This is a genomic window from Spirillospora sp. NBC_01491, from assembly GCF_036227065.1.
In the GTDB taxonomy this organism is placed as follows: domain Bacteria; phylum Actinomycetota; class Actinomycetes; order Streptosporangiales; family Streptosporangiaceae; genus Spirillospora; species Spirillospora xylanilytica.
Window position 1 is genome coordinate 6,406,025 of record NZ_CP109432.1, and the last position, 19,503, is coordinate 6,425,527.

At 72.8% G+C, this 19,503-nt stretch carries 18 protein-coding genes; 13 read left to right on the forward strand and 5 right to left on the reverse strand.

Going from position 1 to position 19,503, the window contains the following annotated elements; all coding sequences use genetic code 11:
* Positions 1–98: 98 nt before the first annotated feature.
* Both mca and OHA34_RS29775 read left to right on the forward strand, forming a co-directional pair.
* Positions 99–956, forward strand: a complete 858-nt coding sequence (gene mca, locus OHA34_RS29770) for a mycothiol conjugate amidase Mca (RefSeq protein ID WP_285938616.1) — start codon at positions 99–101, stop codon at positions 954–956.
* Entirely contained in the window at positions 957–1,232 is a 276-nt protein-coding gene (locus OHA34_RS29775) for a hypothetical protein (protein WP_285938061.1), read from the forward strand. It begins immediately after the preceding gene.
* A gap of 41 nt (positions 1,233–1,273) precedes the next feature.
* Here the strand turns inward: OHA34_RS29775 and OHA34_RS29780 are convergent, their stop codons facing one another.
* The gene (locus tag OHA34_RS29780) at positions 1,274–1,819 is read right to left on the reverse strand and encodes a DUF397 domain-containing protein (RefSeq protein ID WP_329519570.1); all 546 of its coding nucleotides are present in this window, start codon (positions 1,817–1,819) and stop codon (positions 1,274–1,276) included.
* On the opposite strand from OHA34_RS29780, the gene OHA34_RS29785 reads away from it, so the two are divergent.
* Positions 1,742–2,986, forward strand: a complete 1,245-nt coding sequence (locus OHA34_RS29785; protein ID WP_329519571.1) for a tetratricopeptide repeat protein — start codon at positions 1,742–1,744, stop codon at positions 2,984–2,986. The two genes, OHA34_RS29780 and OHA34_RS29785, sit on opposite strands and share 78 nt — an antisense overlap.
* A 139-nt stretch (positions 2,987–3,125) precedes the next feature.
* Here the strand turns inward: OHA34_RS29785 and OHA34_RS29790 are convergent, their stop codons facing one another.
* Positions 3,126–3,599 carry a pyridoxamine 5'-phosphate oxidase family protein gene (locus OHA34_RS29790; RefSeq protein WP_285938058.1) on the reverse strand — a complete coding sequence of 158 codons (474 nt, stop codon included), beginning with the start codon at positions 3,597–3,599 and terminating at the stop codon, positions 3,126–3,128.
* 94 nt (positions 3,600–3,693) lie between these two features.
* Between OHA34_RS29790 and OHA34_RS29795 the strand changes: the two genes are divergently transcribed.
* The 4 genes from OHA34_RS29795 (at position 3,694) to OHA34_RS29810 (ending at position 9,474) form a co-directional block, all read left to right on the forward strand.
* Positions 3,694–4,626 carry a ribonuclease Z gene (locus OHA34_RS29795; protein WP_329519572.1) on the forward strand — a complete coding sequence of 311 codons (933 nt, stop codon included), beginning with the start codon at positions 3,694–3,696 and terminating at the stop codon, positions 4,624–4,626.
* 36 nt (positions 4,627–4,662) lie between these two features.
* The gene (locus OHA34_RS29800; protein ID WP_329519573.1) at positions 4,663–6,027 is read left to right on the forward strand and encodes a dihydrolipoyl dehydrogenase family protein; all 1,365 of its coding nucleotides are present in this window, start codon (positions 4,663–4,665) and stop codon (positions 6,025–6,027) included.
* Positions 6,028–6,058: 31 nt separating this feature from the next.
* A complete protein-coding gene (locus OHA34_RS29805; RefSeq protein WP_329519574.1) occupies positions 6,059–8,044 on the forward strand; it encodes a thioredoxin domain-containing protein in 1,986 nt (661 codons plus the stop codon).
* Positions 8,045–8,259: 215 nt separating this feature from the next.
* Entirely contained in the window at positions 8,260–9,474 is a 1,215-nt protein-coding gene (locus OHA34_RS29810; RefSeq protein WP_285938054.1) for a C40 family peptidase, read from the forward strand.
* A 45-nt stretch (positions 9,475–9,519) separates the two neighbouring features.
* Here OHA34_RS29810 and OHA34_RS29815 read toward each other — a convergent pair whose 3' ends face one another.
* Positions 9,520–10,158 carry an acyl-CoA-like ligand-binding transcription factor gene (locus OHA34_RS29815; RefSeq protein ID WP_329519575.1) on the reverse strand — a complete coding sequence of 213 codons (639 nt, stop codon included), beginning with the start codon at positions 10,156–10,158 and terminating at the stop codon, positions 9,520–9,522.
* Positions 10,139–11,713, reverse strand: coding sequence for an MFS transporter (locus tag OHA34_RS29820; RefSeq protein WP_329519576.1), 1,575 nt, complete (start codon positions 11,711–11,713; stop codon positions 10,139–10,141). Before OHA34_RS29820 ends, OHA34_RS29815 begins: the two co-directional genes overlap by 20 nt.
* 115 nt (positions 11,714–11,828) lie before the next feature.
* Here OHA34_RS29820 and OHA34_RS29825 point away from each other — a divergent pair, with 115 nt between their 5' ends.
* The 6 genes from OHA34_RS29825 (at position 11,829) to OHA34_RS29850 (ending at position 17,817) form a co-directional block, all read left to right on the forward strand.
* Positions 11,829–12,350, forward strand: a complete 522-nt coding sequence (locus tag OHA34_RS29825) for a hypothetical protein (RefSeq protein ID WP_329519577.1) — start codon at positions 11,829–11,831, stop codon at positions 12,348–12,350.
* Positions 12,351–12,490: 140 nt separating this feature from the next.
* Positions 12,491–13,039, forward strand: coding sequence for a hypothetical protein (locus tag OHA34_RS29830; RefSeq protein ID WP_285938050.1), 549 nt, complete (start codon positions 12,491–12,493; stop codon positions 13,037–13,039).
* A 153-nt stretch (positions 13,040–13,192) separates the two neighbouring features.
* A complete protein-coding gene (locus OHA34_RS29835; protein WP_285938049.1) occupies positions 13,193–14,065 on the forward strand; it encodes an isoprenyl transferase in 873 nt (290 codons plus the stop codon).
* A 141-nt stretch (positions 14,066–14,206) separates the two neighbouring features.
* Complete coding sequence (locus OHA34_RS29840; RefSeq protein WP_285938614.1) at positions 14,207–15,523, forward strand: PhoH family protein; 1,317 nt, start codon at positions 14,207–14,209, stop codon at positions 15,521–15,523.
* A gap of 561 nt (positions 15,524–16,084) precedes the next feature.
* Positions 16,085–17,098 (forward strand): lytic transglycosylase domain-containing protein, encoded by a 1,014-nt coding sequence (locus OHA34_RS29845; protein ID WP_329519578.1) that lies wholly within the window; start codon positions 16,085–16,087, stop codon positions 17,096–17,098.
* Between the two features lie 194 nt (positions 17,099–17,292).
* On the forward strand, positions 17,293–17,817 hold the full coding sequence (locus OHA34_RS29850) for a lytic transglycosylase domain-containing protein (protein WP_329519579.1): 525 nt from the start codon (positions 17,293–17,295) through the stop codon (positions 17,815–17,817).
* 216 nt (positions 17,818–18,033) lie between these two features.
* On the opposite strand, the gene OHA34_RS29855 is transcribed toward OHA34_RS29850, so the two are convergent.
* Positions 18,034–19,434, reverse strand: coding sequence for a class II fumarate hydratase (locus tag OHA34_RS29855; protein WP_329519580.1), 1,401 nt, complete (start codon positions 19,432–19,434; stop codon positions 18,034–18,036).
* Positions 19,435–19,503 lie beyond the last annotated feature (69 nt).

A 19,503-nucleotide genomic window follows, 5' to 3' on the forward strand; every position in this document is an offset into this window, starting at 1 on the left:
CGTACGTATGGCATTGCCAAGAGGGAGATCCCCAGGTGTCCGAGCTCATCGACGATAGGACGCTCGACCGGTCCGGCCCCGCCGAGCCGCTGCGGCTGATGGCGGTGCACGCCCACCCGGACGACGAGTCCAGCAAGGGCGCGGCGACCATGGCCAGGTACGTCGCCGAAGGCGTCGAGGTGCTCGTGGTGACGTGCACCGGTGGTGAACGCGGCGACATCCTCAACCCGGCGATGGACCGGCCCGAGGTCAAGGCCGACATCCCCAAGGTCCGCCAGGAGGAGATGGCGCGGGCCCGCGCCATCCTCGGTGTCGAGCAGCGCTGGCTCGGGTTCGTCGACTCCGGTTTCCCCGAGGGCGACCCGCTGCCCCCGCTGCCCGCGGGCTGCTTCGCGCTGGAGCCGCTCGAGTCCGCCACCGAGCCGCTGGTCCGGGCCGTCCGCGAGTTCCGCCCGCACGTGATCCTCACCTATGACGAGATCGGCGGCTACCCGCACCCCGACCACGTGAAGTGCCACGAGGTGTCGGTGGAGGCGTTCGAGGCGGCCGGCGACCCCGAGCGCTACCCGGGGACGGGCGAGCCCTGGCAGCCGTCCAAGCTCTACTACCACATGACCTTCAGCCAGGAGCGCATCGTCGCGCTGCACACCGCGATGGAGACCGCCGGGCTGGAGTCGCCCTACGCCGACTGGCTCAAGCGGTTCGAGGACGCCCCGCCCGCCCGCTGGACGGTCACCACCCGCGTCCCGTGCGGCGAGTTCTTCGAGGTCAGGGACCGGGCGCTGCTCGCGCACGCGACCCAGATCGACCCTAACGGATCATGGTTCGCCGTCCCGATGGACGTCCAGCGCGAGGCCTGGCCGACCGAGGACTACCATTTGGCCAGGTCCCTGGTCGACACCGAACTGCCGGAGGACGATCTGTTCGCCGGTATTCGGGAGAAGGTGTCTCTGTAGATGTTGTCCCTCGCAGCCCCCCTCAGCGCGATCCCCCTCAACGACGACACGGTGTCCCCGGGCTTCCTCGGCTTCGGGGTCTTCGTGGCCCTGGCCGTGGCGACGGTGCTGCTGGTCAGGTCGATGAACAAGCAGATGAAGAAGATCCAGGCCCCCAAGGAGGCCGATCTCAAGCAGCAGGCATGGGAACGCGCCCAGGAGGCCAAGGCCGCCGCCGAACCTGCCAAGGCCACGGCTGAGTCGGCGAGCCCCAAGCCCGCCGACGGCGACGCCTGACCCACTCCGACGCCCTGCGGACGGCCCCGACGACCGTCCGCTCAACCGCCGTCGTACACCCCGCGCTTCGCCCGCCCGACGAGCCTGCCCCAGTGGGCCCGAGTGACCACAAGGCACGGGCCGTCCGGGTCCTTTGAGTCGCGCACGGCGATCGCAGTCTGGACGTCCGCGACCTCCACGCAGTTGCCCTCGCTGCTGCTCCGGAGAGACTTGCGCCAGACGTCCGGAATCGCCTGCCGCGTAAGGGATGCCGGCGGATCGTGGGCCGGAACGAGCTGGCGGGACGGGTGTACGCGTCCACTCCGCTCATCGAGGTGTCCGGGGCGGGCGGCGTCCGGCGGCTGCGTGGTGATGGTGACCAGCCGCCGGAGGCTGGCCGGGCTGCTGCGCGACGGCGCGCGGACGGTGCCGCTCGACCCGCTGGACCTCGACTCGGCCGTCGAACCGCTGGCGGTGTCGGTGGACGCCGGGCCGGGTTGGACGTCTTCCGGGCCGGGGAGGACGACGACGTGCGCGCCAAATTCGAGGACTCCTACCGTGAGCTGTCCCCGGAGGCCGCGCGGCTCTTCCGGCTGCTCGGCCTGCATCCCGGCGGCGGCATGGGCATCGACGCCGCCGCCGCGCTCGCCGGCCGGACCGTGGAGGACACCGCGGACCTGCTGGACCTGCTCGTCGACGGGCATCTCGTCGAGGAGACCGGCGACGGCCGGTTCCGGCTGCACGACCTGCTGCGGGTGTACGCGCGGGAGTGCGCGGAGCGGGACGAGACGCAGGACGGCCGCGACGCGGCGCTGCGCGGCGTCCTGGACTTCTATCTCGCCGGGGCGGCGGCGGCCGACCGCACGCTCGGTCCCGGACGGTGGCGGCTCGGGCCCGCGTACGACGGCGTCCGCCCGCTCGCGGGGAAGGCCGACGCGTGGGAGTGGCTGGACGCGGAGCGTGAGAACCTGCGTGCCGCCGTCGAGGCCGCGCACGCGCGCGGGTGGGACGAGCACGTCTGGTGGCTGTGCGAGGCCCTCTGGTACTTCTACTTCCTGCGCAAGCACTACCGCGACTGGATCGACACGCACGAGCTCGGCGTCGAGTCGGCCGTCCGCTGCGGGGACGGGGCCGCCGAGGCGCGGATGCGGACGCAGCTCGGGTCCGCGCTGGCCGGCCGGCACCGGGTGGACGAGGCCGTCCGCGAGTACACCGCCGCGCGTGACGCGGCACGCGCCGCCGGGCACCGGCAGGGCGAGGCCACGGCGGTGGAGTCGCTCGGGCTGGAGCTGCTGGGACAGGAGCGCTGGGACGAGGCCGCCGAGGCACTGGAGACGAATGTGCGGCTGGTGAGGGAGACCGGCGACCCGCACGCGATCCTGCTCGCCCGGCACCATCTCGGCCGCGCCCTCAGCGGCGTGGGCGACCGGGACCGGGCGCTGGAGCTGCTGGAGCCACTGCCCGACGCGTTCGTCGCGCTCGCCGAACCCGATCGCTACAACCGGGGCCGGGCCCTGACCAGCCTCGGGCAGGAGTACCTGCGGCGGGACCGGCCGGACGCGGCGGTCAACTTCTTCGGCCAGGCGCTGGAGATCATGCGGGCCGAGCGGGCGGCCGAGCAGCAGGCCGACCTGTGGTGCCACCTCGCCGACGCGGCCCGGCTCCGCCGCGACCCGGACGCCGAGCGGGCCGCGCTGGCCGAGGCCCGCCCGCTCTACGAGTCGCTCGGCAGCCCCAGGGCGGCGGGCGTGGCCGCCCGGATGGAGACGGTGTAGGTCCGGGCGGCCAGCCGGATCAGCAGCTTGGCCGGGAGGTCCCGGGGCGGGTGGTCGTGGACGGCCGAGGGGCGGCCGTGCAGGTGCCGGCTGCCGGGGTGCAGGACGGCCGCGACCCGGGCGAGACACCTTGCGGTGGTCAGGCCTTGCGGTGGTCCCAGCTCACGGTGCGGTCGGGCTCCATCACGATCAGGACCCGCTTGGCCATCGCCTGCTCGATGCCCGCGGCGAACGCGGGGTCGAGCGGGGCGCCGAGCTCGGGGACCGGCAGCCCGGCGAGGCGGGAGCCGACCACGGCGCCGACCTTGAGCCGGACGTCCGGGTCCTCGATGACGCGGCCCTTGCCGTACAGCGCGACGCCGCGCAGCTCGCCGTACTCCGAGCCGTCCTCGACCAGGCAGGTCATGGTGGGGTCGCGGCGCAGGTTCAGCACCTTCTGGGACGCCTTGTAGGTGGAGAAGGCGATCCGGCCGTCCAGCAGCGTGTAGAACATCGTGACCAGGTGCGGCTCGCCCTCCTTGCCGACGGTCGCGACCTGGACCTTGAAGCTGTCGGCGAGGAACGCGCCGACCTCCGCCGGGCTCATCTTGATCTTGTCCCGCTTGCTGCCCATGGCTCTCCTCTGATCGGCGCGCCCGCGCCAGAATAGCGTTCGGTTCGGTCCGCGGGGAGGGCCGCTCCCACCGGCGGGACGGCACCATGGGGGGATGTCGGTTCGCGAACTCGTCGTCCTCGGCACCGCCAGCGCGGTGCCCACCAAGGCCCGCAACCAGAACGGATACCTGCTGCGCTGGGACGGGTACGGCCTGCTGTTCGACCCCGGCGAGGGGACGCAGCGGCAGATGGCCCACGCCGGAGTCTCTGCGAACGACGTGAACTGGGTCTGCGTGACGCACTTCCATGGGGACCACTGCCTAGGCGTCCCGGGGGTGGTGCAGCGGATCGCGCGGGACGGCGTACAGCACAAGGTGAACGCCGCGTTCCCCGCTAGCGGCGCGGCCTACTGGGAACGGCTCCGGCACGCCACCGCGTCCCGCGGCACCGATGTGATCCGGGATCAGCCCCTCTCGGGTGAACGGATGGTCCTCCCCACAGGAGGCGCCCCGTTCAGCTTGACCGCTCAGCGGCTGTCGCACCCGGTAGAGGCGTACGGCTACCGGTTGGAGGAGCCCGACGGCGTGACGATGGTGCCCGCCGAGCTGGAGGCCCGTGGTGTCAGAGGGCCGCTCGTACGGCGGCTCCTGGAGGACGGGCGCGTGACCACCCCGGACGGGCGGACGGTCACCCTGGAGGAGTGCGGCGTCCACCGGCCGGGCCAGAAGGTCGCGTTCATCATGGACACGCGGCTGTGCGACGGTGCCCGTGAACTGGCCGAGGGCGTCGACCTGCTGGTCGTCGAGTCCACCTTCCTGGACGAGGAGGCGGGCATGGCCGAGGAGTACGGCCACCTCACCGCGCGGCAGGCGGCGGGGATCGCGGCGGAGAGCGGCGTGCGGCGTCTCGTCCTGACCCACTTCTCCGAGCGGTACCGGGCGGGCGACGAGCCGCGCTTCCTGGAGCAGGCCGCCGCCGCGTTCGACGGCGACACCGTCCTCGCGCACGACCTGGACGTCGTCCCGCTGCCCCGGCGGCGCCGCTGAGGGTATGCGGGTGATCAGGCGGGGCAGGCTGAGGTCATGGCTGAAGACGTCGATGTCGTGGTGATCGGGCTCGGCCCCGGGGGCGAGGAGGCCGCCGGGCGGCTGGCCGAGGCGGGGTTGTCGGTCGTCGGCGTGGAGTCGCGCCTGGTCGGCGGTGAATGCCCCTACTACGCGTGCGTGCCGACCAAGATGATGGTCCGCGCCGCCGGACTGCTGGCCGATGGCCGCCGCGTCCCGGGGATGGCGGGCGGGGCCGACGTGCGACCCGACTGGGGGCCGGTCGCCGCGCGGATCCGGGAGGAGGCGACCGGCGACTGGGACGACACCGTCGCCGCCGACCGGCTCACCGGCCGCGGCGTCACCCTCGTGCGGGGCCGCGGGCGGATCACCGCGCCCCGCGAGGTCACCGTGGGCGAGCGGGTGTTCCGGGCGTCCCGCGGCGTGCTGCTCGGCACCGGGACCGACCCTGCCGCGCCCCCGATCGACGGGCTCGCCGGCACCCCGTACTGGACGAACCGGGAGGCGGTCCGGGCGGCCGAGGTGCCCGGGTCGCTGCTGGTGCTCGGCGGCGGCGCGGTCGGCGTGGAGATGGCGCAGGTCTTCGCCCGGTTCGGCAGCCGCGTCACGATCGTGGAGGCCGGCGACCGGCTGCTCGCCCGGGAGGAGCCGGAGGTGGGCGCGCTCCTCGCGGAGGTCTTCGAACGCGAGGGGATCACGGTCCGGACGGGCGCGAAGGTGACCGGGGCCGCCCATGAGGACGGCGTGTTCGCCCTGCGCGTGGGCGACGAGAAGCTGACCGGCGACCGCCTGCTGGTCGCGACGGGCCGCCGCACCGACTTCAAGGCCCTGGGCCTGGCCGCCGCCGGGCTGGACGACACCGCGCGGACGATCGAGGTGGACGGGCGGCTGCGTGCGGCCGAGGGCCTCTGGGCGATCGGCGACATCACCGGCATGGGCGCGTTCACGCACGTCTCGATGTACCAGAGCCGCGTCGCCGTCCGCGACATCCTGGGCGAGGAGGGGCCGCGCGCCGCCTACCGGGCCGTGCCGCGCGTGACGTTCACCGACCCGGAGGTCGGCGTGGTCGGCCTCACCGAGGCGCAGGCCCGCGACCAGAACCTGCCCGTCCGGACCGGGTTCGCGCGGATCCCCGAGACGGCCCGCGGCTGGATCCACAAGGCCGGCAACGACGGGTTCGTCAAGCTCGTCGAGGACGTCGAGTGGGGCGTGCTGGTCGGCGCCACCGCGATGGGACCGGCGGGCGGCGAGGTCCTCGGCGCCCTCGCCGTCGCCGTGCACGCCGAGGCGCCCATCGCCGGGCTGCGCGAGATGATCTACGCATACCCGACGTTCCACCGCGCCATCGAGTCCGCTCTCGCCGACCTGGCCGCGAAGGGGTGAGCGGTGCCCCCGATCGGGCAGGATCGGGGGCATGAACCGCCTCAAGGACGCGACGAGCCCGTACCTGCTCCAGCACGCCGGCAACCCGGTGGACTGGTGGGAGTGGAGCGACGCGGCCTTCGCCGAGGCGAGACGCAGGGACGTGCCCGTCCTGCTGTCGGTCGGATACGCGGCCTGCCACTGGTGCCACGTGATGGCGCACGAGTCGTTCGAGGACGGCGAGACCGCGCGGCTGATGAACGAGCTGTTCGTCAGCGTCAAGGTCGACCGCGAGGAACGGCCCGACATCGACGCCGTCTACATGGAGGCCACGCAGGCCATGACGGGCCAGGGCGGCTGGCCGATGACGGTGTTCATGACGCCGGACGGCCACCCGTTCTACTGCGGTACCTATTTCCCCAGGCCGCAGTTCCAGACGCTGCTGCGCGCCGTAGGGAAGGCGTGGACCGACCAGCGCGACGAGGTGGACGGCCAGGGGCAGCAGATCGTCGCGGCGCTCACCTCACGCGCGCCCGCGTTGAGCGGCGGGTCGGAACCGCCGGGGGTGGACCTCCTGGCCGGTGCCGTGAAGGCGCTGGCGGGCTCGTACGACGCCGCGCGCGGCGGGTTCGGGGGCGCGCCCAAGTTCCCGCCGTCGATGGCGCTGGAGTTCCTCCTGCGGCACCACGCGCGCACGCAGGATCCCGAGGCGCTCACGATGGCGGGCCACACCCTCGGGGCGATGGCGCGCGGCGGCATGTACGACCAGCTCGGCGGCGGCTTCGCCCGGTACTCGGTGGACGCGTCGTGGGTCGTCCCGCACTTCGAGAAGATGCTGTACGACAACGCGCTGCTGGCCAGGGTGTACGCGCACTGGTGGCGGCTGACCGGCGACCCGTTCGCGCGCCGGATCGCGCTGGAGACGTGCGACTGGATGCTGCGCGACCTCCGCACGCCGCAGGGCGGGCTGGCGTCGGCCCTCGACGCCGACAGCGAGGGCGTGGAGGGCAGGTACTACGTCTGGACGCCCGAGGAGCTGCGGAACGTACTCGGCGAGGAGGACGGCGCCTATGCGGCCAGTCTCTTCGAGGTGACCGATGCGGGGACGTTCGAACACGGCAGTTCCGTCCTGCAACTCCTGCGCGACCCTGAAGACCTCGAACGCTATGAGCGCGTCCGTGGGGCGCTCCTCGCGTCCCGTGCTGAGCGGGTGCCGCCCGCGCGAGACGACAAGGTGGTGGCCGCCTGGAACGGGCTGGCGGTTGCGGCGCTCGCAGAGTGCGGAGCCCTTTTCGACCGTCCGGACCTCGTCGCCGCAGCGGAAGAGGTCGCCGCGCTCATCGCCGACCTCCACGCCCATGGCGGCCGGCTCGTCAGGACGTCGCGCGACGGGTCCGCTGGGGCGAACACGGGTGTTTTGGAGGACTACGCCGACGTGTCCGAGGGGCTGCTGGCCCTGCACAGCGTGACCGGCGACGCCGAACACGTGCACCTGGCAGGGGCGCTGCTCGACACCGTGCTCGAACGGTTCGGCGACGGCGCCGGCGGCTTCTACGACACGGCCGACGATGCTGAACGCCTGTTCCGGCGCCCGCAGGACCCGACCGACAACGCGACCCCGTCCGGCCAGTTCGCCGCGGCCGGGGCGCTGCTGTCGTACGCGGCGCTGACCGGCTCGATCCCGCACCGGGAGGCGGCGGGCACGGCGCTCGCCCCCGCCACGCTGCTGGCCGCCGAGCACGCCCGGTTCGCCGGCTGGGGCCTGGCGGGCGCCGAGGCGTACGCGAGCGGGCCGCTGGAGATCGCCATCGTCGGCGAGCCGGGCGACGAGCGCACTCGGGCCCTGCACCGCACCGCGCTGATGGCGGTGAGTCCCGGAGCGGTGGTGAGCGTCGGCGCGCCCGGCGCCGCCGGTGTCCCGCTGCTGGACGGACGCGGGCCGGTCGACGGCGCCCCGGCGGCTTACGTCTGCCGCGGCTTCACCTGCCGATTGCCGGTCACGACCCCGGCCGGCCTCACTCGCGAGCTGGCCGAGTAGGGCGCGAGTAATTGGAGCGGAAGTCTACTTTGTGGCGCTGTGACCTTGATCTCCCCGGGTCGCTGGTGTTACCAATGAGTAGCTGAGGGGCCGCTGACTGAAATCAGCCCGGTAAACCGGGGTGGCCCCTGACGCGTCGGGTATTTGGACGATGATCGAGCATCTCGGTCGAAGTCGTGCAAGCGGACAGGCCGAACAACGAGTGGAGTGTTGCCGTGCGCAAGCCGAACCGCCGGGTGCTTCCGACGATCATCGGCGTTTCGGTGCTGACCACGCTGTCGGTCAACGTGGCGGTGCTGGTGGCGCGCGAATCCGGGCCGCCCGCGACGCCGCCCCAGGCCACGCCCGACAAACGGGCCCGGTTCGTGGCCGCATCCGGCAGCACCCAGCTCTCGCCGGCCGCGGTGGCGCCGCTCGGCAAGCGCCTCACCCCGCACGTCATGGTGGCCGCGCCGTCCGCGCTGCCCGCCGACCTGGCCGGGCGGATCCGCAAGGCCAAGGGGGTGCAGGGCGTCGAGGTCGTCGACGCCGTGCAGGGCATGGTCGCGGGCAAGCGGGTCGGCCTGCTGGGCGTCGACCCGTCCACCTTCCGCAACTACACGCCCAAGCCCACCGCCCAGTCCGACGCGCTGTGGCGCAACGTGGCGGGCGGCGACGTGGCCATCTCCTTCACCATGGGCAGCGACGGCGGCGTCCAGCTCGGCAGCCGCATCCCGGTCGGCGGCAAGGACCGGCAGTCCGAGCTGCGCGTCGGCGCGTACGCCACGATGGGCGTCGGCGATGTGGACGCGGTGATCTCGCATACCGCCGCGCAGGCGCTCGGCATGCCCACCTCGAACGCGCTGCTGATCAGTGTGCCGAAGACCCGGCCCGCCGAGTTCGTCAAGAAGCTCCGCAAGGTGCTGCCCAAGGGCGCCAAGGCCGTCGAGGTCAATCCCGAGATCGACGCCCCCGCGACCGGAGGCGGAGCCGGAGCCGGAACCGGAACCGGCAAGACCCCGCCCGCCGCGCGCGGCCAGGTGATGACCGCCCAGCAGGTCCAGACGGTGATCCGCGCCGCCTACAGCCGGCTCGGCTGGCCCTACGTGTGGGGCGGGGAGTCCGAGGCCGAGGGCGGCTACGACTGCTCCGGCCTGATGCAGTACGCGTTCGCCCGCGCGGGCATCAAGCTCCCCCGGGTGGCCGCCGACCAGGCCCGCGCCGGATGGGTGGTGCCCTACTCCAAGGCGCAGCCCGGCGACATGCTCATCTGGGCGAACGACCCGACCGCGCCCGGCTACATCTCGCACATCGCGCTCTACCTGGGCAAGGGCAAGATGCTCGCCGCCCCGCGCCGCGGCACCGTCGTGCAGATCCAGAACGTCTACACGCGCAACATGAAGGGCGCCGTCCGGGTCAACCCGCGGCACGCCGCCGGGATCGCCGGCTGACCCTCGCCCGGCCCGGCCCGTCCGCTCAGGCCGTCCCTCCGGGCGTCAGAGGGGGCAGCCGGCGCCGAGGAACTCCAGGTTGTGGTCGACCAGTTCCGAAAGGTCGAGGGCCGGATAAGCGGCCACCCACGCGTACATGGCCGACTGGAGCACGCCCAGCACCGCCCAGGTGAACGTTTCCACGTCGGAATCGTCCTCCGGCCGGCCGACCCGCTCGGCGAGGATCTCCCGCAGCACCAGGTGGGTGCCCTCGCGCAGCGAGATGAACGTGCGGGCGCGCAGCGCGGGCTCCGTCGCGGTGAGCCGGACCCGGATCGTGATCGCCTCCAGGTCCAGCTCGAACATCTGGGGGAACAGCTCACGGAACGTCGCGCGCAGCGCCTCGATCGCGCTGAGTCCGGGGGGCTGGCCGCGGAGCACCTCGGCCATGATCGGATCCCACTCGTCGGTGATCACCACGTCCTCCTTGGTGGGGAAGTAGCGGAAGAACGTGCTCGGCGAGATCTCGGCGGCGTCGGCGATCTGCTCCACGGTGGTCGCGTCGTAGCCCTGGGCGTCGAAGAGCCGGAGGGCGTGGTGCTGGATCGCCCTCCGGGTCTTCAGCTTCTTACGCTCCCGCAGCGGCAGCCGCGCCAGGCGGTCGTGCAGACGTTCGATGGGCTGCTCAGGAAGCGGCGTGCTCATGGATCGATTCTCTGCCATCCCCGGCGGGTGCCGCACGCTCCGTCCGCCGTCCGGGTGCGAAGACCCAGACGAGCACAGCCGTGGCCAGCGCCGCGACCGCGCACGCCGTCAGCGTGGCGCCCATCCCGCCGACGTAGGCGTCCCGGGCGGAGGCCATCAGCGCGCCGTCGCCCAGCCGTCCCGCGACGGCGGCGGCCCCGCCGAGCGAGCCGCGCGCCGTTTCCGCCGCCGCGTTCGCCGCCTCGCCGGCGGCGCCGCCCGTGCCCGTCCCCGGCAGGCTGCCGGTCTCGAGCCGGTCGCGGTAGATCGACGACAGCAGGCTGCCGAGGCCCGCGATGCCGAGCGCGCCGCCCGTCTGCCGCAGCGTCTGGACCAGGCCCGACCCCCGCCCCATCTGGTTCTCGGGCAGTGTCCCCAGCACCGTGTCCATCGCCGGGACCATGGTCAGGCCGATGCCGAGCCCGAGCACGCCGAGCCACGCGCCGGTGAACGTGTAGGAGTCGCCGACGCCGGTCAGCGCCCCGATGCCGAGCCCCGCGGCCAGGACGAACAGCCCGGCGACGGTGATCGCCTTGTTGCCGGTCCGGGCCGACAGCCGGTCGGTCGCGAGGCCGCCGGCCATCAGCCCCAGCAGCATCGGGATCAGCCGCAGGCCGGTGCCGAACACGCTGTTCCCCTGGATGACCTGGAGGTACTGCGGGAGCACGAACAGCGTCCCCGACATCACCAGCGTTCCGAGGACGCCCGCGGCGACCGCCCACAGGAACGTGCGGTCGCGGAACAGGCCGACGTCCATCATCGGTTGGTCCATGCGCCGTTCCCACCCCACGAAGCAGGCCAGCAGGACCAGTCCGCCGGCGATCGCGCCCGGTACCACCGGGTCGGTCCAGCCCCGCGCCGGGCCCTCGGTCACCCCGTACACCAGCCCGGCCAGCCCGCCCATCGACAGCACCGAGCCCGGCCAGTCCACCCGGGGCGCGGACGGGTCGCGCGATTCGGGCAGCAGGAACGCGACCGCGACAGCGGCGATCGCGACCACCGGGACGTTGATCAGGAAGATCGAGCCCCACCAGAAGTGCTCGAGCAGCCAGCCGCCGAGCAGCGGGCCGAGCGGCAGCCCGAGGGCCATCGCGGCCGACCAGACCGCCACCGCCCGGGTCCGCTCCTCGGGCGGGAACACCGCCGGGAGCAGCGACATCGACAGCGGCGTGATGATCGCCGCGCCGATGCCCATCACCGCGCGGGCGACGATGATCCCACCGGGACCGTCCGCCAGCGCGCCGCCGAGGGACGCCGCCCCGAAGATCACCATGCCCGCCAGCAGCAGCCGCTTGCGGCCGAACCGGTCGCCGAGCAGCCCGGCGGGCAGCAGCAGGGCCGCGAACACCAGCACGTACGCGTCGACGATCCACTGGAGCTGGCTGGTGCTCGCGTGCAGGTCTTCGGAGAGCGTGGTGAGCGCCACGTTCAGGATCGTCATGTCGAACCCGAGGGCCAGCAGGGCGAACGCGAGCGCGCCCAGGCCCCACCACCGCCGGTTGTCCGGAACGCTCATGGGAGTCGCCATCCTTTGAGTGATAATTTCTAATGAAAGTAACTCTCAAAAGATTCGGACTGTCAATTCGGGCCGGGACTTCTCAGGGGCGCGGGCAGGCTGTAATTTTGATTACATGACTACGACCGAAGCGGTGGAGCAGATCCGTGGCTGGTTCTCCGGCCGGCTTCCCGAAGGCTGGTTCGAGGGCCCGCCGGACGTCGTCCTCGACCGCGAAGAGGTCAGCGTCGTCGGCCGCCTGCCCGAGCCCGCCGCGACCGGGGACGTCTCGCCGGCCGAGCGGAATGCCGTGCTGGCCGGCCACATCCAGCGCTTCCGCGAGGACACCCGCGACCAGCGCATCGCCATCGCGCGCGAGGCCGAGCACCGGTTCGGCCACAAGGTCTCCTGGGGCGGCGCGTGCGGCGACCAGCGCGAGATGTTCACCACGCTGTCGGTGCCGGTGATGACCCGGCTGCGCCAGCCCGAGCGCCGCGTCCTGGACACCCTCGTCGACGCCGGCGTCGCCCGCAGCCGCAGCGACGCGCTGGCCTGGTGCGTGCGGCTGGTCGGCACCAACACCGACGAGTGGCTCGGCGAGCTGCGCACCGCCCTGGAGTACGTCGAGCGCGCCCGCGCCGCCGGCCCGACGCCCTGACCCCGGGCCCGGAGTATTACGTGATCACAAGCACCCGTGGGTGTGATCATGGTGTTGACCTGGCCTAATGTGCCATGCATGGCAGATTGGGCCCGACCGGGCCGCACGGACGCCGGTGCCGCCGAGGAGGCGGGCCCCGGGTGAGGGGCCTGCGCTGCCTGGACGGCTCGTCCCTGGCGGTCGTGCCGGTCGCCTCCGTCGACCGGGGCGGCAACCCGTTCGAGGTGACGCTGGAGCTGCGCCGGGACGGCGACTCGTTCGGCTCGGTGGGGGAGCGCTGCGGCTACTTCCTGGCCGGGCTCGCCGGGCGGGTCGCCGAGGCCAGGGCCGAGAGCTCGCCGCAGGCGACCCGGTGGCCCGATCCCGACGACCGCTTCCCCGACCCCCAGCACGGCGGCGCGGCGCGCGAGCCCGAGCTGTTCGCGTTCCGCTACCGCGACCGCGGCGACCTGGTGAGCACCGGCGAACTGCGCTGCGCCCTGCGCACCTCGTCGATGTGGGTCGGCCCGCAGCAGTCGGCCTCGGGGAGCTGGCGGGTGGCGCGGCGGGCGGTGCTCGACGCCTGGGGCGCGGGCGGACGCGGCGTCCGCGCGGTGCTCACCTCGTCCGAGCTGGCCGGATTCCTCGCCGAGGTCCTCGCCGAGGCCGAGCGGGCCGGTGCCGGCTACCGCGACCACCACGGCCGGTAGCCGCCGGCCGGAAGTGGACACCGGCCGGGCGGTGCGTATCCGGTCACCGTCCGGGTAGTGCGGACCTGACCATATCGGTGGGAGAAGTGTCCCGGCCGGGCCATAATTAGGCGGTCGTTCCCGTCAGGGACGGTCGCTCGAAGGGAAGCCCGCATGGGGGTTCGGCGCAGTGGGATGGCTCGCGGCTCGCGGCGTGACGGGGTACGCCGTGACCCGTCCGGAGGCGGGGGCCTGACCTCCGCGATCCGCCGCAGCAAGCCGTACGGGGCGGTCCGCGACGTCGCCTACCGGATGTACGAGCGCCGGGTCGAGGCGTCCCTGCCGACCGACATCACCCCGCGGCACGTCGGCGTCATCCTGGACGGCAACCGGCGCTGGGCCAGGTCACTCGGGCTGGCCGACGTCAACACCGGGCACCGGGCCGGCGCCGACAAGATCACCGAGCTGCTGCACTGGTGCACCGAGGCCAGGGTCGAGGTGGTCACGCTCTGGCTGCTGTCCACCGACAACCTCAACCGGGCCGCCAACGAGCTGGAACCGCTGCTGGAGATCATCGAGAACACCGTCACCCGGCTCGCCACCGACGGCTGGCACGTCAAGCCGGTGGGCGCGCTCGACCTCCTCCCCGACAAAACCGCCCGAGTCCTTAAAGATGCCGCGGAAGCGACATCCGATGCCCCCGGCCTGATTGTGAACGTCGCCGTTGGGTATGGAGGTAGGCGTGAGATCGCTGATGCGGTGCGCTCTCTGCTCATCGAGCAGGCGAGTCGTGGCACCAGCATCGAGGAACTCGCCGAGGTCCTCGACGTCGAGCACATCGCGGAGCATCTCTACACGCGCGGCCAGCCGGACCCGGAACTGGTCATCCGAACGTCGGGGGAGCAGCGTCTCTCCGGCTTCATGCTCTGGCAGAGCGCCCACTCGGAGTTCTACTTCTGCGAGGTCCACTGGCCGGACTTCCGCAAGGTCGACTTCCTCCGGGCGATCCGCTCCTATGCCGCGCGGCACCGGCGCTTCGGTACCTGACGATCTCCTGATCACCGCCCCAGGCCGCCCCCGTCACGGGGTCCGCGGCCGGATGGGGGCGGACTGCGGCGCCACCGGCAGTTCCCTCAGCATCAGGGAGATCGAGTGGCCACAACCTCCGCGCGCCGTCCCGCCCCTGGGATCCTCTCCGGAACGCCTGTTCCGGACCGGCGCACGTACGTCCTCGACACCAGCGTTCTGCTCGCCGATCCCGGGGCGATGACCCGGTTCGCCGAGCACGAGGTCGTACTCCCCATCGTCGTCATCTCCGAACTCGAGGCCAAGCGGCACCATCCGGAGCTCGGCTACTTCGCCCGGCAGGCCCTGCGCACGCTGGACGACCTCCGGCTGGAGCACGGCCGGCTGGACGAGGCCCTGCCGCTCGGAGAGCAGGGCGGCACGCTCAGGGTGGAGCTCAACCACGCCGACCCGTCCGTCCTGCCCGACGGGTTCCGGCTCGGCGACAACGACACCAGGATCCTGTCGGTGGCGGCCTGGCTCGCCGCCGAGGGCCGCGACGTGGTGCTGGTCTCCAAGGACCTGCCGATGCGGGTGAAGGCGTCCGCGGTGGGGCTGACGGCCGAGGAGTACCGGGCCGAGCTGGCGGTGGTCGAGTCCGGCTGGACCGGCATCCGCGAGCTGGAGGTCCCGGCGGGCGACATCGAGGAGCTGTACGACGGCGGCCGGTCCGAGCTGGACGAGGCGCGCGAGCTGCCCTGCCACACCGGCCTGCGGCTGCTGTCGGAGCGCGGCTCGGCGCTCGGCCGGGTGCAGCCCGACAAGTCGGTGCGGCTGGTCCGCGGCGACCGTGAGGTCTTCGGGCTGCGCGGCCGGTCCGCCGAGCAGCGGATCGCGCTCGACCTGCTCATGGACGAGGACATCGGCATCGTCTCGCTCGGCGGCCGGGCCGGCACCGGTAAGTCCGCCCTGGCGCTGTGCGCGGGCCTGGAGGCGGTGCTGGAGCGCCGCCGGCACCGCAAGGTCGTGGTGTTCCGGCCGCTGTACGCGGTCGGCGGGCAGGAGCTCGGCTACCTGCCCGGGTCCGAGAACGAGAAGATGTCGCCGTGGGCCCAGGCCGTCTACGACACGCTGTCCGCGGTGTCCTCGCCGGAAGTGATCGACGAGGTTTTGGAGCGTGGCATGTTGGAGGTGCTGCCGCTCACCCACATCCGCGGACGGTCGCTGCACGACGCGTTCGTCATCGTCGACGAGGCGCAGTCGCTGGAGCGGGGCGTGCTGCTGACCGTCCTGTCGCGGATCGGGTCCGGCTCGCGCGTCGTGCTCACCCACGACGTGGCGCAGCGTGACAACCTCCGGGTCGGCCGGCACGACGGCGTCGCCGCGGTGGTCGAGCGGCTCAAGGGGCATCCGCTGTTCGCGCATGTGACGCTGACCCGGTCGGAGCGTTCGCCGATCGCGGCCCTGGTCACCGACATGCTCGGCGACGTCGGCGGCTGACACGTGTTCTGAGTGCGTTCTGAGCGCGGCCCGGGCCCCGGTGCGGGCCCGGGCCGCGCGCGGCGCCCCGGGGATCCGGCCGGTTCTATGGCCGGACGCCGGGGCGTTTCCGCTCAGGGCGTAAAGAGCCCGCACGCACTGTGATCATCAAACCTCACTGGGTGCGAGTGTGGCGAAAGTCACAAACCTGGCCGGAATGGCAAGGAATCCCAGGTCTCATCGCAGATTGGGCATTGTTCTCGTCACGGTAACAACAGCCCCATCGCGAACAATTGTCTCGTTCAGGTTGCGGACCATCCCTCCGACTCGGGCATTGTGTGTCCTCGTAAGCACCCCCAGAGCGGTGCGGGTCCGCCGGGCACCCCTGAACGACGTCCGGCCGGCGCGACGCCCTCCAGGTCCGGGACCGTCCACAGCCGGGCGGTGGCCGGTCCAGGGGTGGAACCAGCTCGCATGCGCGTCCATGCGCGTGCGACCGTCGGAAGGACCGCCTTGTTCGGAGACCATCACGGGTCCCCTAGGCGAGACGATCGACAGAGCTTTGACTCCCAGGAGCCGCTGATGCCCGCGGCTCGGCCAGAGGACGACGTCAAGGTCGCCGGTGGTCCGTTCGCCGGCGGTCCCGCCGAGGGCCCCGCCCAGGGCGGCACCGCCTCCTTCCCCGCTTTCCCCGCAGGGTCGCCGCAGCCCGGCGCGATGGACCAGATGGGCCCGGCGGGCCCTGACGGCCCCGCCGAGGCCCATGACGAGATCTCCAGCGGTTCCCCGTCCGGTCCGTCCCGTCCGGCGCGAGCGGGCCGTTCACGCCGTTCGGGTGGTGGCTCCCGGTCCCGTGCCCCGCGCCGTGCCGGCGGCGGCGGTTCCGCGACTCCGGGCGGCTCGGGCCGCTCTGGCGGCGCGACCCGCCGCACCGGCGTCAAGGTCGCCGTGGTCGTGACCGGCGCGGCCGTCGTGGTCGGCGGTGGTGCGGTCGCGGCGTTCGCCTTCACCGGGGACTCCGGTGGCAAGGACGGCGGCAAGACCACCGTGCAGTCCGCCCCGCTGGCCGACGCCGCGGTGGCGGCGCCGCCCGTCGATCCCAAGGTGATGGAGACCGAGCGCCGCAAGAAGGCGCTCGACCGCGCGTCCCGGGCGGCGCGCAAGGGCACCAGCACCAAGAAGCCGGTGCTGCGGCCCAAGGGCACCCCGATCCCGACCAAGAAGCCCGAGGACAAGCCCACGCCCGGTACGGGCGGCGGCGGTGGCGCCCCGGTGAGCGACCCGGTCCCAGCCGGCGAGGCGCAGCAGATCGCCAAGGGCATGCTGCCGAGCTTCGGCTTCGGCGGCGAGGGCGAGTTCGGCTGCCTGGTGAAGCTCTGGAACAAGGAGAGCGGCTGGCGCAGCAACGCCGCCAACCCCTCCTCCGGCGCGTACGGGATCCCGCAGGCGCTGCCCGGTTCCAAGATGGCCAGCGCCGGCTCCGACTGGCGCACCAGCGCCCGCACCCAGATCAAGTGGGGCCTCGGCTACATCAAGGACCGCTACGGCACCCCGTGCAAGGCGTGGTCGCACTCCGAGTCCGTCGGCTGGTACTGAGCCGGCCGGTAGTGAGACGCACCCGGGTTCCCCGGGAGGGAGGGGCGGGCTGTCGGCCCGCCCCTCTTCGTCTGCCTGGAATGGTGCCGCGTCCGCCCGGAACGGCATCGGGACGCAAGGGATCGGCAAAGCGCCGGCACATGATGCCCGGACGGGGCGACTAAAGGCCCCGGATCGCGAGCACGCTACCCGGCGTGTCCGATCACATACGCAACGGCTTCCGTGCCATCGCCCTCGGGCTGTCCGCCGCTCTGGTCTGCGTACCGGCAGCGGCCTCACCCGCTCAGGCGGGGCTGGACGGAGCCGCACGCACCCAGATCACCGACGTCCGGCGAGCGTCCACCGGAACCGCGCGCGTCCACGAAGGGCGGCGGTACCGGGCGGGCGCCGCGAAACGGCGCGCCTGGGGTCGCGCGCGCCGCAACAAGCTCACCGCCCGCGCGATGATGCCCCGGTACCGCTGGCGCTCGGCCCGGCAGTTCGGCTGCCTGGAGCGGCTGTGGGCCCGGGAGAGCGGATGGAACGAGCGCGCCCGCAACGGCGCGACCGGCGCCCACGGCATTCCGCAGGCGCTGCCCGGTTCCAAGATGGCCAGCGCCGGGCCCGACTGGCGCTCCAACCCGCGCACCCAGATCCGCTGGGGCCTGCGCTACATCAAGCACCGCTTCGGCACGCCCTGCGGCGCCTGGAGCCACTTCAGGTCGGCCGGCTGGTACTAGTAGTGCTTCAACGTGCCGCAGCCGTCGCGCGAGCGCGATACCTGGCCGGTGAGGCGAAGCCGAAGGCGAGCCCCACCGGCCAGATCGCGAAGCGATGCCGCGCTCGCCCAAGCACGGTCGGCGTCCGAGCCGCCAGGCGAGGATGCCGGGCCGGGGGTGTTGGGGACACAGCCGCCAGGCGAGGATGCCGGGCCGGGGGTGTTGGGGACACAGCCCTCAGGCGGGGCGGTGGCCGGTCATGGCGAGGACGTCAAGGGCGGCGTCGAGCTGCTCGACGGTCAGGGTGCCGCGCTCCACGTGACCGCGCTCCAGGACGACCTGCCGGATGGTCTTGCGCTCCTTGAGGGCCTGCTTGGCGATCTGGGCGGCCTCCTCGTACCCGAGGTGCCGGTTCAGCGGCGTCACGATCGCGGGCGACGACTCGGCGTATTCGCGCATCCGCGCCTCGTCGGCCTCGATCCCCGCCACGCAGCGGTCGGCCAGCAGCCGGGACACCCCGGTCAGCAGGCTGATCGACTCCAGCAGGTTGCGGGCCAGCATCGGCAGCATCACGTTGAGCTCGAAGCTGCCGGCCGCGCCGCCGAACGCGATCGCCGCGTCGTTCCCGATGACCTGCGCGGCGACCTGCGTCACCGCCTCGGGGATCACCGGGTTGACCTTGCCCGGCATGATCGAGGAACCGGGCTGGAGGTCGGGCAGCCGGATCTCGGCCAGCCCGGCCCGCGGGCCCGAGCCCATCCAGCGCAGGTCGTTGGCGATCTTGTTGAGGCCGACCGCGATGGTGCGCAGCGCGCCGCTGGCCTCGACCAGGCCGTCCCGGGCGCCCTGCGCCTCGAAGTGGTCGCGGGCCTCGGTCAGCGGCAGCCCGGTGGCGCGGGCGATCTCGCCGATGACGCGGGCGGCGAAACCGTCCGGCGTGTTGATCCCGGTGCCGACCGCGGTGCCGCCGAGTGGCAGTTCGGCCAGCCGCGGCAGGACGGCCTGGAGCCGTTCGACGCCGTAGCGGACCTGCGCCGCGTACCCGCCGAACTCCTGGCCCAGCGTCACCGGCGTGGCGTCCATCAGGTGGGTGCGGCCCGACTTCACCACAGCGGCGAACTCGACCGACTTGCGGGTGAGCGCGCCCTCCAGGTGCCGCAGCGCGGGGATCAGATCGTTCAGGACGGCCCCGGTGGCCGCGATGTGGATCGAGGACGGGAACACGTCGTTGGACGACTGCGAGGCGTTGACGTGGTCGTTCGGATGCACCGGGTGGCCCAGCCGCTCCTGCGCCAGCGTCGCGACGACCTCGTTGGCGTTCATGTTGGACGAGGTCCCCGACCCGGTCTGGAACACGTCGATCGGGAACTCCGCCGTCCAGCGGCCCGCCGCGACCTCCAGCGCCGCCTCGGCCACGGCCCCGGCCAGGTCCTTGTCGAGCACGCCGAGCTCGGCGTTGACGGTCGCCGCGGCGGCCTTGATCTGGCCGAGCGCGGCGATGTGCGCGGGTTCGAGCGGCCGTCCCGAGATCGGGAAGTTCTGCACCGCCCGCTGCGTCTGGGCCCGCCACTTGGCCGCCGCCGGGACCCGCACCTCGCCCATGGAGTCGTGCTCGACCCGGAACTCCTGCTCGGTCATGAGAAGCCACCTCCGCCACGAATGTAACCCTGCCCTGATGGCAGCCCCGCGGGCGGCCCGCGCATTCCC

What these genes read in the sequence shown, in the direction of transcription:
- mca (WP_285938616.1), top strand. Translation starts at nt 99, where the DNA reads ATGGCGGTGCACGCCCACCCGGACGACGAGTCCAGCAAGGGCGCGGCG.
- OHA34_RS29775 (WP_285938061.1), top strand. Translation starts at nt 957, where the DNA reads ATGTTGTCCCTCGCAGCCCCCCTCAGCGCGATCCCCCTCAACGACGAC.
- OHA34_RS29780 (WP_329519570.1), bottom strand. Translation starts at nt 1,819, where the DNA reads ATGCAGGCCGAGCAGCCGGAAGAGCCGCGCGGCCTCCGGGGACAGCTC.
- OHA34_RS29790 (WP_285938058.1), bottom strand. Translation starts at nt 3,599, where the DNA reads ATGGGCAGCAAGCGGGACAAGATCAAGATGAGCCCGGCGGAGGTCGGC.
- OHA34_RS29795 (WP_329519572.1), top strand. Translation starts at nt 3,694, where the DNA reads ATGTCGGTTCGCGAACTCGTCGTCCTCGGCACCGCCAGCGCGGTGCCC.
- OHA34_RS29800 (WP_329519573.1), top strand. Translation starts at nt 4,663, where the DNA reads ATGGCTGAAGACGTCGATGTCGTGGTGATCGGGCTCGGCCCCGGGGGC.
- OHA34_RS29805 (WP_329519574.1), top strand. Translation starts at nt 6,059, where the DNA reads ATGAACCGCCTCAAGGACGCGACGAGCCCGTACCTGCTCCAGCACGCC.
- OHA34_RS29815 (WP_329519575.1), bottom strand. Translation starts at nt 10,158, where the DNA reads ATGAGCACGCCGCTTCCTGAGCAGCCCATCGAACGTCTGCACGACCGC.
- OHA34_RS29820 (WP_329519576.1), bottom strand. Translation starts at nt 11,713, where the DNA reads ATGAGCGTTCCGGACAACCGGCGGTGGTGGGGCCTGGGCGCGCTCGCG.
- OHA34_RS29825 (WP_329519577.1), top strand. Translation starts at nt 11,829, where the DNA reads ATGACTACGACCGAAGCGGTGGAGCAGATCCGTGGCTGGTTCTCCGGC.
- OHA34_RS29835 (WP_285938049.1), top strand. Translation starts at nt 13,193, where the DNA reads ATGGGGGTTCGGCGCAGTGGGATGGCTCGCGGCTCGCGGCGTGACGGG.
- OHA34_RS29845 (WP_329519578.1), top strand. Translation starts at nt 16,085, where the DNA reads ATGCCCGCGGCTCGGCCAGAGGACGACGTCAAGGTCGCCGGTGGTCCG.
- OHA34_RS29855 (WP_329519580.1), bottom strand. Translation starts at nt 19,434, where the DNA reads ATGACCGAGCAGGAGTTCCGGGTCGAGCACGACTCCATGGGCGAGGTG.